At 48.3% G+C, this 14,888-nt stretch carries 16 protein-coding genes; 1 reads left to right on the top strand and 15 read right to left on the bottom strand.

The genetic code is table 11. The annotated features are described in order from the left end of the window. Positions 1 to 35: 35 nt before the first annotated feature. From KGF88_RS04110 to rluC, 15 genes are all read right to left on the bottom strand, one after another. Positions 36 to 395 carry a PilZ domain-containing protein gene (locus KGF88_RS04110; protein ID WP_162014472.1) on the bottom strand — a complete coding sequence of 120 codons (360 nt, stop codon included), beginning with the start codon at positions 393 to 395 and terminating at the stop codon, positions 36 to 38. Next, a complete protein-coding gene (locus KGF88_RS04105; RefSeq protein WP_153825675.1) occupies positions 386 to 1,345 on the bottom strand; it encodes a hypothetical protein in 960 nt (319 codons plus the stop codon). The genes KGF88_RS04110 and KGF88_RS04105 overlap by 10 nt, the downstream gene beginning before the upstream one ends. Further along, positions 1,346 to 1,978, bottom strand: a complete 633-nt coding sequence (tmk, locus tag KGF88_RS04100; RefSeq protein WP_153825676.1) for a dTMP kinase — start codon at positions 1,976 to 1,978, stop codon at positions 1,346 to 1,348. Between the two features lie 16 nt (positions 1,979 to 1,994). Continuing rightward, positions 1,995 to 3,050 carry an endolytic transglycosylase MltG gene (gene mltG / locus KGF88_RS04095; protein WP_162014473.1) on the bottom strand — a complete coding sequence of 352 codons (1,056 nt, stop codon included), beginning with the start codon at positions 3,048 to 3,050 and terminating at the stop codon, positions 1,995 to 1,997. Continuing rightward, on the bottom strand, positions 3,017 to 3,838 hold the full coding sequence (gene pabC, locus KGF88_RS04090) for an aminodeoxychorismate lyase (protein WP_153825677.1): 822 nt from the start codon (positions 3,836 to 3,838) through the stop codon (positions 3,017 to 3,019). The genes mltG and pabC overlap by 34 nt, the downstream gene beginning before the upstream one ends. A gap of 24 nt (positions 3,839 to 3,862) precedes the next feature. After that, positions 3,863 to 4,102 carry an acyl carrier protein gene (gene acpP, locus KGF88_RS04085; protein ID WP_110075137.1) on the bottom strand — a complete coding sequence of 80 codons (240 nt, stop codon included), beginning with the start codon at positions 4,100 to 4,102 and terminating at the stop codon, positions 3,863 to 3,865. A gap of 141 nt (positions 4,103 to 4,243) precedes the next feature. Then, entirely contained in the window at positions 4,244 to 4,990 is a 747-nt protein-coding gene (gene fabG / locus KGF88_RS04080) for a 3-oxoacyl-ACP reductase FabG (protein ID WP_110075138.1), read from the bottom strand. Further along, positions 4,983 to 5,921 (bottom strand): ACP S-malonyltransferase, encoded by a 939-nt coding sequence (fabD, locus tag KGF88_RS04075; RefSeq protein ID WP_110075139.1) that lies wholly within the window; start codon positions 5,919 to 5,921, stop codon positions 4,983 to 4,985. Before fabD ends, fabG begins: the two co-directional genes overlap by 8 nt. Before the next feature lie 29 nt (positions 5,922 to 5,950). Beyond that, on the bottom strand, positions 5,951 to 6,910 hold the full coding sequence (locus KGF88_RS04070) for a beta-ketoacyl-ACP synthase III (protein WP_153825678.1): 960 nt from the start codon (positions 6,908 to 6,910) through the stop codon (positions 5,951 to 5,953). 7 nt (positions 6,911 to 6,917) lie between these two features. Continuing rightward, on the bottom strand, positions 6,918 to 7,943 hold the full coding sequence (gene plsX / locus KGF88_RS04065; RefSeq protein ID WP_110075141.1) for a phosphate acyltransferase PlsX: 1,026 nt from the start codon (positions 7,941 to 7,943) through the stop codon (positions 6,918 to 6,920). Between the two features lie 19 nt (positions 7,944 to 7,962). Beyond that, a complete protein-coding gene (gene rpmF, locus KGF88_RS04060; protein ID WP_026862145.1) occupies positions 7,963 to 8,133 on the bottom strand; it encodes a 50S ribosomal protein L32 in 171 nt (56 codons plus the stop codon). A gap of 18 nt (positions 8,134 to 8,151) precedes the next feature. Continuing rightward, positions 8,152 to 8,676: a 23S rRNA accumulation protein YceD gene (gene yceD / locus KGF88_RS04055; protein ID WP_153825679.1), complete on the bottom strand. Its 525-nt coding sequence runs from the start codon at positions 8,674 to 8,676 to the stop codon at positions 8,152 to 8,154. A 53-nt stretch (positions 8,677 to 8,729) separates the two neighbouring features. Beyond that, positions 8,730 to 9,317 carry a Maf family protein gene (locus KGF88_RS04050; protein ID WP_153825680.1) on the bottom strand — a complete coding sequence of 196 codons (588 nt, stop codon included), beginning with the start codon at positions 9,315 to 9,317 and terminating at the stop codon, positions 8,730 to 8,732. 47 nt (positions 9,318 to 9,364) lie between these two features. Beyond that, positions 9,365 to 10,006 (bottom strand): HAD family hydrolase, encoded by a 642-nt coding sequence (locus KGF88_RS04045; protein ID WP_153825681.1) that lies wholly within the window; start codon positions 10,004 to 10,006, stop codon positions 9,365 to 9,367. Further along, positions 10,003 to 10,992 carry a 23S rRNA pseudouridine(955/2504/2580) synthase RluC gene (rluC, locus tag KGF88_RS04040; protein ID WP_153825682.1) on the bottom strand — a complete coding sequence of 330 codons (990 nt, stop codon included), beginning with the start codon at positions 10,990 to 10,992 and terminating at the stop codon, positions 10,003 to 10,005. The genes KGF88_RS04045 and rluC overlap by 4 nt, the downstream gene beginning before the upstream one ends. A 575-nt stretch (positions 10,993 to 11,567) precedes the next feature. Between rluC and rne the strand changes: the two genes are divergently transcribed. After that, the gene (gene rne, locus KGF88_RS04035; protein WP_202912494.1) at positions 11,568 to 14,780 is read left to right on the top strand and encodes a ribonuclease E; all 3,213 of its coding nucleotides are present in this window, start codon (positions 11,568 to 11,570) and stop codon (positions 14,778 to 14,780) included. Positions 14,781 to 14,888: the final 108 nt, after the last annotated feature.

The following is a 14,888-nucleotide window of genomic DNA, read 5'->3' as shown; positions in this document are numbered from 1 at the left end:
TTATTATTTAATCAAATAGCCATCAGCTACAAGGGCTACATGGTAGCAGTGGCTAGTGCAGTATCACTGATGGCAGCTAACTTTGACTCAATCATGTTTTTTAACATGGCTTTATCGTCAACAAATTGCACCCCTACCCCTTGTTGTTCAGGGCGGCTAGGCTTAGAGGGCGCCAACCATATAACTTTGCTTTTAACTAGCACTGAGTTGTGCTCACCGAACAGGCGAACTTCGAGCAAAAACTCATCGCCTATACCGAGTGGCTCATCGGTATTAAGAAACATGCCTCCGCCTTTGATAAAAGGCATATAGTAACGGCGCAGTTGTGCCTCTGAATTCAACACAATGCGTTTTTTCACCAAAGGTGATTCTATCGGTCGCTGCTCTAAGTCCATAATAACCACTGTTGTTGTAATAATAACGGGCCATTCAAGCCTGGTTGCTGCTCTGTTTGCTGACGCAAAGTATAGCATAGGTGCAGCCACTGGTTTAGCTGACTAACCGAGTAGCCCTTTACGCCCAATAAGCTGGTTAGCTGTTGCTGCAGCTCTGGATAGTTCAAACGTTGTTCAGGTAATCTTTGGCTTACTCGAATAAGCTCTTGTAACAGCTTGGCACTGGCATCTAGATAGCCCAGCCAATTGCCCTTGGTAAGTAGCGGCCAACTGCCCTGACCCGCCAGTACTTGTAGCAGGAGTTCAAGCTCAGCTACGCTGTCATCGTTGCCTGCTTGCACCTTTGCCAATGCTGTGTAGGGTGCCTGCGCATAACGCTGCATCAATTGCTGCTGCGCCTTGCTCAAGGGTTGCTGTAATTGGTGTTCAAGCCACGCTTGTAAATCTGCCAGCGCCGGTGAAGAAAAGCGATGAAGTCGCATCCGGCTACGTAACGTCGGTAATAACTGACTGGTGCGTTCTGGGCTCAAAATCAAATAGGTGTTGGCAGTTGGCTCTTCTAAGGTTTTTAACAACGCATTCGCCGCCGCTACAGTCATCCTGTCGGCATGCTGAATCCAAGCAACCTTGTTGCCTTGCTGGGTTGCTGTGCCTTGCAGCGCTTCGGTCAGCGCTCTGATAGCATCAACGCCGATGGTCGTTTTACCTTCGGCAACGTCTACCTGATGGTAATCGGGATGAGTATGAGCTTTGTATAACAAACAACTTTTACAGGTACCACAGGCCTTACCGCTTGGCTGCTGGCATAGTAGCAACGCAATAAAGGCATCGATAAACACGTCCGTGCCTAACGCTGGCTGCCACGGAATGCAATGAGCATGACTCAATTGTTGTTGGCGTTGAGCCTGCACCAGCTCCTGCCAAGGTATACGTAGCCAAGGCGCACTCATCTAGCGTAACCCCAACTGAACAAGATACTCATCAAGTACAGCAATGATTTGCTGTTGCACTTGCTCGATGGATTGCTCTGCAGCAATCACCTTAATAGAAGGATCTGCTGCAGCTATCTCCAGATAGCGTTGCCGCGTTCGCTCGAAGAAACTAACATGCTCTTGCTCGATGCGATCTAAATCACCACGACTGCGCGCTCGCTGCAGTCCCACCTGAGGGTCGATATCTAGGAGTAATGTTAGGTCTGGCGCAAAGTCACCTAAGACAAGGGTTTTTAATGCTTGAAGCTTAGCATCACCTAGCTGGCGCCCACCCCCTTGGTAAGCCCGTGAGGACAGATCATGGCGATCAGCAACGACCCATTGTTGTTGCGCTAGCGCCGGTTTGATCACATTGGCCACCAACTGCGAACGACTGGCATACATCAGTAATAATTCTGTTTCTGCAGTGAGTTGTTCTTGCCACTGCTGCTTCACTAAATCTCGAATCGCCTCAGCTAGCGGGGTGCCACCGGGCTCGCGTACCGTTACAGGTTGCAGCTTGTGTTGCTGTAGATAAGCCATCACACAAGCTATTGCGGTACTCTTACCGGCCCCTTCTAGGCCCTCAATTACAATAAATTTTCCGTTCATAGCTTTCCGTTATAGCCTAGGGTTGTTGGCGTTGATAGCGATTTACCGCGGCGTTGTGCTCGGCTAAGGTTTTGGAAAAAACATGCCCGCCAGAGCCGTCCGCAACAAAGTAAAAATAATCCGTTGAGGCGGGATGGGCCGCTGCTAACAAACTCGCCCGACTTGGCATAGCAATTGGCGTTGGTGGTAAACGTTTAATCCGATAGGTGTTATAAGCTGTGTGTTCGCGCAAATGAGCTCGGGTTAAATTACCATCAAACTCAGTGATGCCGTAGATTGTTGTTGGATCCGATTGCAGCCGCATGCCGGAACGCAAACGGTTTACAAACACCGAAGCAACAGTAGCTCGCTCGCCAGTGATCCCTGTTTCTTTTTCAATAATGGATGCCATGATAAGCAAATCATAAGCATTTGCATAGGGCAAATCAGCGTCTCGTTGCTGCCAAATTTGTGCTAATTGCTGCTGCATTTTATCGTACGCAGCCCGCAAAATATCAAGCGCAGAGGTATAGGCGCGATAATGGTAGGTTTCCGGAAAAAACAAGCCTTCCAACGTTGCCGGAATCTCATCAAACAGGTGCTGATAATCGCGGCCAAGCTCACGTCCTAGCAAAGCTAACAAAGCCTCACCGTCGTTCGCGGCCAATTGCTGCAACGGCTCACTGGCTAAATATGGACTTGCTTGCAACCGAGCCAACACTTGCTGCAACGTCATCCCCTCGATCAAACTCACTTGAAATTGATGTTGTTTACCGGCTTGCAACTCTTGCCATACTTGCTGCAAGGTATGTGTTGGCGTAATCGCATAAACCCCAGCTTGTAAATGATGCGGAGTAACCAAGATGCGACTTGCTAGATAACTTGGAGTGACTTCAAGCTGCGCACCTTGTTGTTGTAACTGATGCAACAGACTACGCGCATGGGTACCTGGCTTAACTTCCAGCAACACGTCATCTGCTAAACCTAAGGGTTGTTTAAGCAACCAAGTACCATAACCAAAGGCACCAATGCCCCCAGCAAGCACAAGCAGGCAAGCAATTAAGCTAGCAATAACGAGGCGTTTACATCCCACTGATTAAGTTCCTTTGGTAACTCTGGCATGGCTAGCATTCGGCCATCAATAGCGGCTATTGGCCGCGGCCCTAACACACAATTACACACGAACATTTGTTCTACTTGCGCTAATTCTGCGGGCCTTAGTTTAGTAAGCTTTACCTTGCCAATGATTTGCTTATCAATCAATTGTTTTCTTACCACACCGGCAATTCCAGCTTGCTCTAAGCGCGGTGTGCACCATTGCTTACCATCATACCAAAAGATATTACTACTGGTTGCTTCAATAATGTTCGCTTGTGTGTCTGTGACTAATAAATCATCAAAACCACGTTGTTCACATTCATCGCTAAGCAACACCTGCTCTAATCTGTTTAAGCTTTTTAAACCAGCTAACATAGGCTGCTGCGCTAACTTAAAATGCGCTAACGCCACTCGTAACGGGCGTGCTGACCAAGGTGGTAGATCTGAGCGCTGCACGTACCAGTGGCCCCTAGCTTGGTGATCTAAGCGATAACCGCGAGCACTTGCGCCACGAGTTATAATAATTTTGATGACACTCTGAGGATGTTGTTGGGCAATCTGCTGCAGTAAGTGCAGCACTTCATCGGCGCTGGGTAGTTGCATCCGTAACTGCTGACTGGCGTACTGAAGGCGTTGCCAATGAGACGACCAAGCCTGGATCGTACCGGCCTGAATAACTAACGTAGTGAAGTGTCCGTCGCCAAATTGTAGACCACGGTCTAGAGAAGTTTGAGTAAGGGGCTGGCCATTCATCCACATGCAAAAAAAAGGCGGAATTTTCATTCCGCCTCTGCGCTTGCTTAGAACTTAGTCGTTTGCGTGATTGTTCACGTAATCGATTGCTGCTTGCACAGTTTTCAGCTTTTCAGCTTCTTCGTCTGGAATTTCAGTACCAAACTCTTCTTCTAAAGCCATAACTAACTCAACGATATCTAGTGAGTCAGCACCTAGGTCATTTTCAAAAGAAGCTTCTGGTTTCACTTCTTCTTCTTTAACACCTAGTTGTTCAACAATAATTTTCTTTACGCGATCTTCGATATTACTCATTGTATGTCCCTTGAAATTTAGGTCACCCGTTCAAAATTGGGCTTAGTGTAGTGAATGCATCGCCATTAATAAAGCAAAAATTGCGCTTTACCCGAGAGGTCGTACCCCTTAAGCACAACTTTACTTGAACTAACTGGCTTGTTACACCATCGCCATGCCACCGTTAACATGAATTGTTTCACCGGTGATGTAGGCTGCACCCGGTGATGCTAAGAACACCACGGCTGCAGCTATTTCTTCTGGTTTACCCAGTCTTGCTGCTGGTATATTGCTAAAAATAGCTTGTTTTTGATCTTCTGTCAGCGCTTTTGTCATATCAGTATCAATAAAACCTGGCGCCACGCAATTTACTGTAATTCCGCGAGCCGCAATTTCTTGCGCTAATGATTTAGTAAAGCCGACGACTCCAGCTTTGGCTGCACAGTAATTCACCTGGCCCGGATTACCCGTGGTACCCACCACCGAAGAAATATTGATAATACGACCATGGCGACGCTTCATCATACCGCGTAGCACCCCTTTACTGAGTCTGAACACAGACTTTAAGTTGGTGTCTAAAACGCTATCCCAGTCATCTTCTTTCATTCGCATCAGCAGATTATCTTTGGTAATGCCGGCGTTATTAACTAAGATATCAAGTTGACCATAGGTTTCATCAATGAAAGCTAAGATACTAGCCACGCTTTCATCTGCGGTGACATCTAATGCGACGCCAACCCCGTGCTCACCTAAATAACTAGAAATAGCTTCTGCACCGGCCGTAGTCGTTGCTGTACCTACCACAGTTACACCTTGCGCCACTAATTGCTCAGCAATCGCCTTACCAATACCGCGACTCGCGCCGGTGACTAACGCCACTTGTCCCGTTAATTTAAATAATTCACTCATGGTTGCTTCCTTTTATGACGCTTTGCATACTATCGATGGTATTGAGCGCGTCTGTCTGCAGATTTTTATCAATGCGTTTGATCAAGCCCGTTAAAACTTTACCTGGACCCACTTCGTACACTTCAGTCACGCCTTGCGCTGCTAAACTTTCGATAGTCTCAGTCCAGCGTACGGGCGAATACAGCTGTCTAATTAAGGCATCACGAATAGCATCGGGTTCACGCGGAGCTACCACGTCAACGTTGTTGATGACCGGTACTTGCGGCTGATGCAGCGTCAGCGCTGCTAAATCCACTGCCAAACGCTCGGCGGCCGGCTGCATCAGCTGACAATGGGATGGCACACTGACGGGCAACGGTAACGCTCGCTTTGCTCCTGCTTCTTTACAGGCTGCCGAGGCACGCTCTACGGCCGCAGCATGGCCGGCAATAACCACCTGGCCTGGCGAGTTAAAGTTAACTGCGGCCACCACCTCGTCTCCGGCTGCTTCTTGGCAGGCAGCTATTACAGCGGCATCATCTAACCCGATGATCGCTGCCATGCCACCTACCCCAGCTGGCACTGCTTGCTGCATGTACTCGCCACGATGAGCCACCAATTGCACCGCATCAGTAAACTCTATCACCCCAGCACAAACCAGCGCTGAGTATTCACCTAAACTATGTCCGGCCATGAATTCTGGCACCGCCACACCTTGGGCTACCAGCACCCGATACAAAGCCACACTAGCAGCCAACAGCGCTGGTTGAGTGCGCTGCGTTTCATTCAGTTGCTCGGCCGGACCATGCTGGGTTAACTGCCACAAATCATAGCCAAGCACGTCACTGGCTTCAGCAAAGGTCTGCTCGACCTGCGGAAACTCAGCCGCAAGCTCTGCTAACATACCTACAGTTTGCGACCCCTGACCGGGAAAAACATAAGCACGCATCATGCTATCCTTTTATTTCATTCTGATGATAATCAATACACAACTAACGCTGAGCCCCAAGCAAAACCGCCACCAAAAGCTTCTAGCAGTAGCCGTTGCCCACGTTGGATACGACCATCGCGAACTGCTACATCCAGCGCTATTGGCACCGATGCCGCCGACGTATTACCGGTGTAACTTAAGGTCGTTACCACTTGTTCCATGGGCATCTGTAGCTTCTTTGCGGTAGCTTTAATAATGCGCATATTGGCTTGATGAGGAACTAACCAGTCTAATTGGCTAGCCGTTAATTGATTCGCTGCTAGCGTCTCGCCAACCAGCTCACTTAATTTGTTTACCGCTACTTTAAAGACTTCATTGCCTTTCATGTACATCCAGGCTTCGCTTAACGCCTCTGGCTGATGACGGCGCGGATGGTTGGCACCAAGTAAGTCTGCAAATTCACCGGCACTATGTAAATGGGTCGACACAATCCCAGCGCTATCGCTAGCTTGCAACACGACGGCGCCGGCACCATCACCGAACAGCACAATAGTATTGCGGTCATCAGGATCGCACAAGCGTGATAACACGTCAGCACCAATCACTAAAACGCGCTGATAAGTACCGGCACGAATGTACTGATCCGCCACACTTAAGGCGAAAATAAAGCCTGAACAAGCCGCAGCCACATCAAAAGCGGGTACGTTACGGTGCGTGAGTGCTGCTTGGATTTCACAGCCTACGCTAGGAAATGCTCGTTCACCAGAGGTGGTGGCCACCACGATAAGATCTAAATCATCGGCGCTCATTTGAGCTTGTTGAAGAGCCGATCGAGCGGCGGCTGCCCCCATGGTTACCACACTCTCTGCGGTAGTAGCTACGCGCCGTTCATGAATACCGGTACGCTCAACAATCCAATCATGGCTGGTGTCCACACGTTCTTCCAGCATTGCATTAGTGAGACGCTGAGCTGGTAAATAATGCCCAGTGCCTACAATCTTTGCATGCATGTAACATTTATTCCTGTGCTAACAGAACTTGCTCTACTCGGTCGCGAATTCGCCCAGGTAGATCCCGTTGTGCTTCTTCCACAGCTTGCTCAATGGCACTAAAAAATGCACGAGCATTGGCATCACCGTGGCTTTTAATCACAACGCCACGTAATCCTATCAGACTTGCACCATTATAGTGGTCGGGCTTCAGCCAATCCCATGATTTTTGCAGGCGCTGGTAAAAAAGCTTAACAAACCAACGAGTTAACCAGTGAGCATTAATGTTTGATTTGATATTATCGAGCAATAAATCAGCTAAGCCTTCACAGCTTTTTAAAGCGATATTGCCGACAAAACCATCACAAACAATCACATCTGCTTTGCCAGAAAATAAATCATCGCCTTCAATGAAACCTATGTAGTCGATGTGTTCAGAAGCTTGTAACAAGGCAGCCGTTGCTTTTACCACGTCATTACCTTTGATTTCTTCTTCACCCATATTCAGTAAAGCTACCCGTGGGCGCTCGATTTTTAAGACCTGGTGCGCGGCTTCGGCACCCATCACCCCAAACTGAAACAAGGTGTCTGAATCACATACAGGATTGGCACCTAAATCAAGCATAAAAGCTAATTTACCCTGCTGTTGAGGAATCGCCGACATCAAGGCTGGCCTTAAAATGCCTGGCAAGGTCTTTAAGGTAAAGTAGGCTTTGGTCATCAAGGCGCCGGTATTTCCGGCACTCACACAGGCTGCCGCTGTTTCATTAGCAACTAATTCGAGTGCTACGCGCATGGATGAATCTGGTTTAGCACGCAGAGAGTAGCCCGGCTTGTCGGTCATAGTGACCGTTTGGCTGGCATGCTTGAGAGTAATTTGAGGGTGTTGCAGCAGCTGTTGCTGTTGCAATAAAGGCGTCAGTTCTGCTTCATCGCCAACGACAATAAAGTGAACCTCAGGAAATGTTGTTAGCGCCTGTGCAAGCGCGCTAATAACAACTGAGGGGCCATGATCGCCCCCCATTGCATCAAGTGCTAGTGTCAGTGTGGCCATAGCCTCACTTCCGTCACTATTACTTGTTAATTACTTTACGGCCTTTGTAGAAACCATCAGCTGTTACATGGTGACGACGATGCGTTTCACCAGAGGTAGAATCAACCGACAGTGTAGGGCCGCTCAGTGCATCGTGAGAACGACGCATGTCGCGCTTCGAACGACTTTTCCGATTCTGTTGTACAGCCATTTACGCTATCTCCTAAGTTTATTTACGCTTTAATTCCTGCAATACCGCAAAAGGATTATCTTTTGCTGCTGGAGCATCATCAATCTTGCCCCATTGCATTGCTTTACTATCTACCCGACATTCGCGCTCATCGTGCTTAATGACCACGGGTAACGCCAACATCAATTCATCTTCGACCAAGGCATGCAGATTAATTTCGCCCAGCTCGTCAAGCTCAATCGGTTCGTACTCTTCCGGCATCTCGGTGGCCTTTTGCCGCTTCGTTATCGGAGCATAAACAAAATCACATGAAATTGGCCATTGCATTGCATCTGAACAACGTTCACAAGCAACACACACAGTAACTTCAGCATGACCCGTTAACCGTTTGATGCCTTGTGCATCCGTATCAAAACTTAATGATACATCAACATCAGACATCGGCTCTAATAACAGCTCTTGCAAACGCGCAAGACTCTTCCCCGGAACTAATCCGATATAAGAAACTTGTTTGCCGGCACTTTTAACCGGATCGACCGTAATCGGTACTCGAACCTTCTGCATAGGGCGCGAATGTTAAAGGATTCGCCTAGTGAACACAAGTGATTTTCGCATTTTTAAAATGTACTGGTCAATGGATTATAACCCCACTGCCGTAACATCTGCAGCAAGCGCAGTAATGGCAAACCAATCAAACTATTAGGGTCATCCCCTTCTAAGCGTTCAAACAAGCTAATACCTAAGCCTTCGCTTTTAAAGCTACCGGCACAGCGCAATGGCTGCTCCAGCGCAATATAGCCCTCAATTTCAGCTAAACTTAACTCGCGAAAGTGAACTACAAAAGGTTCTACGCAACTTTGCATAGCGCCGGTATGGCTATCATAAAGAGCTAGCCCAGTATAAAAAGTTACTGATTTACCCTGCGCGGCTTGAAGCTGTTTTATTGCATTAGCCACCGTGTGAGGTTTGCCAACAATCTCACCATTGACCACCGCGACCTGATCAGAACCAATCAACCAATGCTGAGGATACTGAGACGCCAACGCTTTGGCTTTTGCTTGGGCTAAGCGCTCTACTAACGCCGGTGCTGTTTCGCCGGCTAGCGGCGTTTCATCCACCTCTGGTGCGGCAACCGTAAAGGTAGGAATGATTTTTTCTAAGAGTGCTTTTCTAAAAGGTGAGGTGGAGGCTAAGACTAGGTTCATATCGGGTCTCACTTAAACTTGCTTGATGATCTTGCAGTCTGACTGCCTTACACGTGCGCTAACAAATCCGGCCACTGCGAAATGATGGCGAGCGGTTGATAAGGTTGTAACTGAGCGGCATCATGCACGCCAAAGCCCACCCCAATACGTGGCATATTAACAGCAGCAGCCATGCGCATATCGTGAATAGAATCCCCAATCATTACGGCTTCGTGAGGCTGACGTTTGGCGGCAGTTAAAATATCAACCAGCATGGTTGGGTCGGGTTTGGATTTAGCTTCGTCAGCACAGCGCGAAAAATCAAATAATTGCCGCGTAGCTGTTTCATCCCAAGCCCGTTCCAAGCCCTGACGAGCTTTACCGGTTGCTACCGCAAGTTGATAGCCTTGCTCCCGTAACTGCTGCAAAGTGGCTAATGCTCCCGCAAAAAGTGGCGACGGGGTTTGGCAATCGACCACGTACTGTTGCCGATAAACATCGGTAAAACGCACCATTTGCTCCGTAGTAAAACGGCCAAATAGCTTTTCGATGGCTGGCTGTAAACTAATACCAATAATATCTTTGACCGCGGCCACTGACGGCACCGGTAATTCGAGAATTCTGGCGCTGGCTTGCATCGAGGCGACGATACGAGCAACGGAGTCCATTACGGTACCGTCCCAGTCCACTATGATTAACGGATACTTCATACGAATTTGGTTCCACCTAGGGCACGCAAGGTTTGCGTCAACTGATGATCCAACGGCGCATTCACTGTGATCGTTTTAAGTGTTTGTGGATGCTGAAAACTAAGCTGATGGGCATGCAAAAATAATCGTTTCAACCCGCAGCCTTGCAGTTGCTGATCAAATTCACGATCACCGTACTTATCATCGTAGGCGATGGGGTGGCCTGCTTGCAGAGCATGCACCCGAATTTGGTGGGTACGGCCGGTGATAGGTGACGCCTCAACCAAGGTGCAACTCGCCTGCACTTGAGCTTTAACTTTCTGCCCAAAGCGCTCGATCACCCGAAATCGAGTTTCCGAAGGCTTACCTTCGGCGTCAACCCGAACTACTCGCTCACCAGACTTGAGGGTGTTTTTCTGCAAGGGGGCAGCAATAAACTTAACATGCTCTTGCCATTGCCCGCGCACCAGCGCTAAATATTGTTTATCCATGGTTTTGCTGCGCAATTGTTCATGCAAATGGCGCAGTGCCGAGCGGCGCTTAGCGATAAGTATGCAGCCGCTGGTATCACGATCTAACCGGTGTACGAGTTCTAGCTGTTTAGCTTGAGGACGCAAGGCCCGCAAACTTTCAATCAGGCCAAACTGCAACCCCGAGCCACCATGAACGGCTAATCCTGCTGGCTTATTAATCACCAACAAAATATCGTCCTCATACAAGATCTGTTCTTGCAATGCTTGCACGCGGTCTAAATGAACTGATGGTAACGGGTTTGCTTCAGCCACTCGAACAGGCGGAATCCTTACGATATCCCCAGCTTGAAGCTTATATTCTGGCTTGGCTCGTTTTTTATTTACCCGCACTTCTCCCTTGCGCAAAATTCGGTACACCAACGATTTGGGCACCCCTTTTAACTGCGCAATAAGATAATTATCAATTCGCTGACCGGCATAGTCGGCATCGATTGTTTGCAGGCGCACCTGCGAAGTTTGGTTTGTCTCTGTCATAGGATGCGGATTTTAGCACTAACCCTTGACAATGTTCATCTTGTATTTGCACCAATTTTTATGCGACAATCGGATACCGGAAAAATCCGCACCGGTTGATTGAGCGCGGTACGTGGTCATCATGCTGAATTCTGATGGCTCGTAAAACAGGCAAACATATTTTTACGCGTGATTTGAGCGGAGCTGCGTTAGTACTAACGAGTCCACCCCAGCTTACGATTTAGTCCAGATTGCATCCGATAAAGAAAATCGGTCAATTGGGTTTCGAGAAGTTGGCGGCACGGAAGATAGGTTAGTCCTCCTTTTTGATTTATAGCGAAAGGCTGAAACCAGCGCGCCCGCCCCTGAATCGAATCACTTTAGTAACACCAGTGCTGCAACGCAGTACGACTTATAACAAGCGCATTTCGGCTTGGTAACCAATTGCAAAACTCACGTTGGTGTTGATGTAACAACACAACGGGAGTAGCCAGAACTCAATATGTTATGAGTTTGGCAAACTACAATTCAAACCTGAAATGGCGATGGCTTAGGCCAGTCGTGCTGGGTTGTGGCCTTATAAAGAGTCACAACTAATGAAAAGAATGCTGATCAATGCAACACAGCAAGAAGAATTGCGTGTTGCCCTCGTTGATGGCCAACGCTTGTACGATTTAGATATCGAAAGCCCTGGTCACGAACAAAAGAAAGCTAATATTTATAAGGGTAAAATTACCCGAATTGAACCCAGTTTAGAAGCCGCCTTTGTAGATTATGGTGCCGAGCGCCACGGCTTCCTCCCCCTTAAAGAAATTGCCAAAACCTACTTTCCTAGTGGTTACTCTTTCTCTGGCCGCCCTAACATCAAAGATGTTATTAAAGAAGGCCAAGAAGTTATTGTGCAGATAGATAAAGAAGAGCGCGGGCAAAAAGGCGCAGCTCTAACGACCTTTATCTCATTAGCCGGTAGCTATCTGGTGTTAATGCCAAACAACCCACGTGCTGGTGGTATTTCGCGCCGTATTGAAGGTGAAGAACGGTCAGAATTAAAAGCCACATTGGATGCCCTAAACTTACCTGAATCCATGGGGTTAATTGTACGTACTGCGGGCGTTGGCAAGTCGCAAGAAGAACTTGAGTGGGACCTTAACGTGTTGCTACACCATTGGGATGCTATTGAAAAAGCAGCCAATGCGCGCCCTGCTCCGTTCCTTATTCACCAAGAAAGCAATGTTGTCTTCCGTGCGATTCGCGACTATCTGCGCCGTGATATCGGTGAAGTTCTGATTGATAATCAGAAAGTCTTCGATATGGTTCGTGATCATGTCACTTTAATCCGTCCTGATTTCGTCAGCCGCGTTAAAATGTATCAAGGTGACGTGCCGCTATTCAATCATTATCAGATTGAAAGCCAAATAGAATCAGCTTTCCAGCGCGAAGTGCGGTTGCCATCGGGCGGTTCAATCGTCATTGATCCAACTGAAGCACTTACCTCGATTGATATCAACTCTGCTCGCGCTACTAAAGGTGGCGATATTGAAGAAACGGCTTTTCAAACCAACTTAGAAGCGGCCGAAGAAATTGCACGACAACTGCGTTTACGCGATGTCGGTGGTTTGGTTGTCATTGATTTTATTGATATGACCCCTACTCGTCATCAACGTGAAGTTGAAAATCGTTTGCGCGATAGCTTAAAGCAAGACCGCGCTCGTATCCAAGTGACTCGAATTTCGCGCTTTGGTTTGTTAGAAATGTCACGGCAACGTTTGCGCCCATCACTTGGTGAAGCGTCTAACCATGTTTGTCCGCGTTGTAGTGGTCATGGCACGATTCGTTCGGCCGAATCCTTGGCATTATCTATTCTTCGCTTGATTGAAGAAGAAGCTCTGAAAGATAATACCATTCAGATCCAAGCTCAGGTGCCTGTTACAGTAGCTACTTATTTATTGAATGAAAAACGTCAATCTATCGTAGATATCGAAAAACGCCATACCGTTTCTGTGCTCGTTATTCCTAACCCTCATTTAGAAACGCCCCATTTTGATGTGAAGCGTTTACGTAATGATGAAGTAGATGAAGCTAATAGCTTCACTTTAATCGAGAAGCCAGACCACACCACCACCGAAGTTGTCTTGAATAAAGACAAGCCAAGCTTTGAAGAGCCTGCCTTAAAAGGCTTACAGGCACCGGCAGCACCAGCACCAACAGTTGCAGCTGCCAGCCCAGCCCCAGTAGCGGAAGCTGCGGGCCCAAGTTTATTGTCACGATTAGGTAAGTGGTTGGCTAGTTTGTTTAGCAGCGACTCGGACGAAGCTGAGCAAAAGCAGCAGCAACAGCAACAGCGCCGTCCTAATAATAACCGTCGTAATAATCGCGGTAACAATAACCGTCGTCGCAATAACCGCTCACGTTCACGCGACACCGATGATGAGCACAAAGATGCGGCGGCAAAAACCACGCAAAGCAAAGACAATAAGCCAGCTGATGCCGCTAAAGCAAATGATGGTAAAGCCAGTGATGGTCAAAAAGAGCGTAGTAATCGTCGCAGTCGTGGTGGTCGTAATCGCAATAAAAACAACGACCAGGCAAATACTGACGTCAACAAAGCGGTTACCGCAGAAGCTGTTAATCATGACGAAGCGCCAACAGAAGCTAAGCCGGCAGCACCAAAACAACGCCGTCAGCGCCGTAAGTTAGAGCGTTCTGTACGTATTAGTACTGGCGATGTTGATGGTGCAGCGACCACGACTCAAGCTGCCACAGCGCAAAACGCTGAACTAGCAACAGCGAGCGTGACCAGTCCTAGTGGCGATAACCAAGCTCATGACAGTGGCACTAAGACTGCAACCGACACAGCAACAGCTGATGACGGCCATGTTGCAACCCCAGCTGAAACAACGGATCCGTCAGCGACCTCTACAACTGATGCTAGCGATAGCGAAGCGACTGAAACCGAACGCGCGCCGCGCAATCGCAGCCGTCGTTCACCGCGTCATCAACGCGCAGCGGGCCAACGTCGTAAAGCCGAACAAGCCCAGCAAACAGAAAACGGTACTGATTCTACCGCAGAAGCAGCGGTTGCAGCAGAAGCGCAAGCAGCTACAGCTCACGTTGAAGCAGCGGCTCCGAGCGAAGAAAAGGCTCCTGTAGAAGCAGCTACAGCTGAAGTAAAAGCTCCTGCGGAAGCAGCAGTTGCTGAGACAGAAACACCGGCTGCAACAGAAGAACAAGCTCCTGCTAAAGCAGAAGCTGTGGCTGAAACCGAAGCAGAAACTCCTGTAGAATCGGCACCAGCTGAGACAGAAGCACAGGTTAAAACAGAAGTAGAAACTCCTGTTGAAGCAGAAGCACCTGCTGAAACAGAAGTACCGGTCAAAGCTGAAGTAGCAGCTCCTGCTGAAACAGAGGCTCCGGTCAAAGCTGAAGTAGCAGCACCTGCTGAAACAGAGGCTCCGGCTACAACCGAAGTAGAAGCTCCTGCGGAAACAGAAGTACCGGTCAAAGCTGAAGTAGAAGCTCCTGCTGAAGCAAAAACTGTTGAAGCACCAGCTCAAGTTGAAGCAGAGGCAGCGGCTAAAGCTGAAGTAGAAGCTCCGGCTGCACCAGAAGCACCTGTAGCTACCGCTGTGCGAGGCAAGATGACGAGCGCTGCTATGGCGAAAGCTGCTGCGGTAGCTCGTGATGGTGATTATCAGCCATTAAAGGCGTCAGATAACAGCCATCGTGTAGCTTTTACGAAAGATGCTCGAGTTGCGAGTTTTGCAGAAGCTAAAAGTGTGATTACTGCGCCAATGAGTAAAACACAGTAAGTCACAAGGCTGTAGCGAACACACTCATTAAGAGCGAGTTCGCTCAGGCCTAAAAAAAGCCGCAATCATCATCGATTGCGGCTTTTTTGTTGGCTTTCTTGATTTAGC

This window comes from Idiomarina loihiensis, assembly GCF_024584785.1.
GTDB lineage: Bacteria > Pseudomonadota > Gammaproteobacteria > Enterobacterales > Alteromonadaceae > Pseudidiomarina > Pseudidiomarina fusca.
Note: the sequence above shows the minus strand (reverse complement) of the source record. Positions and strands in the feature narration are given on the sequence as shown.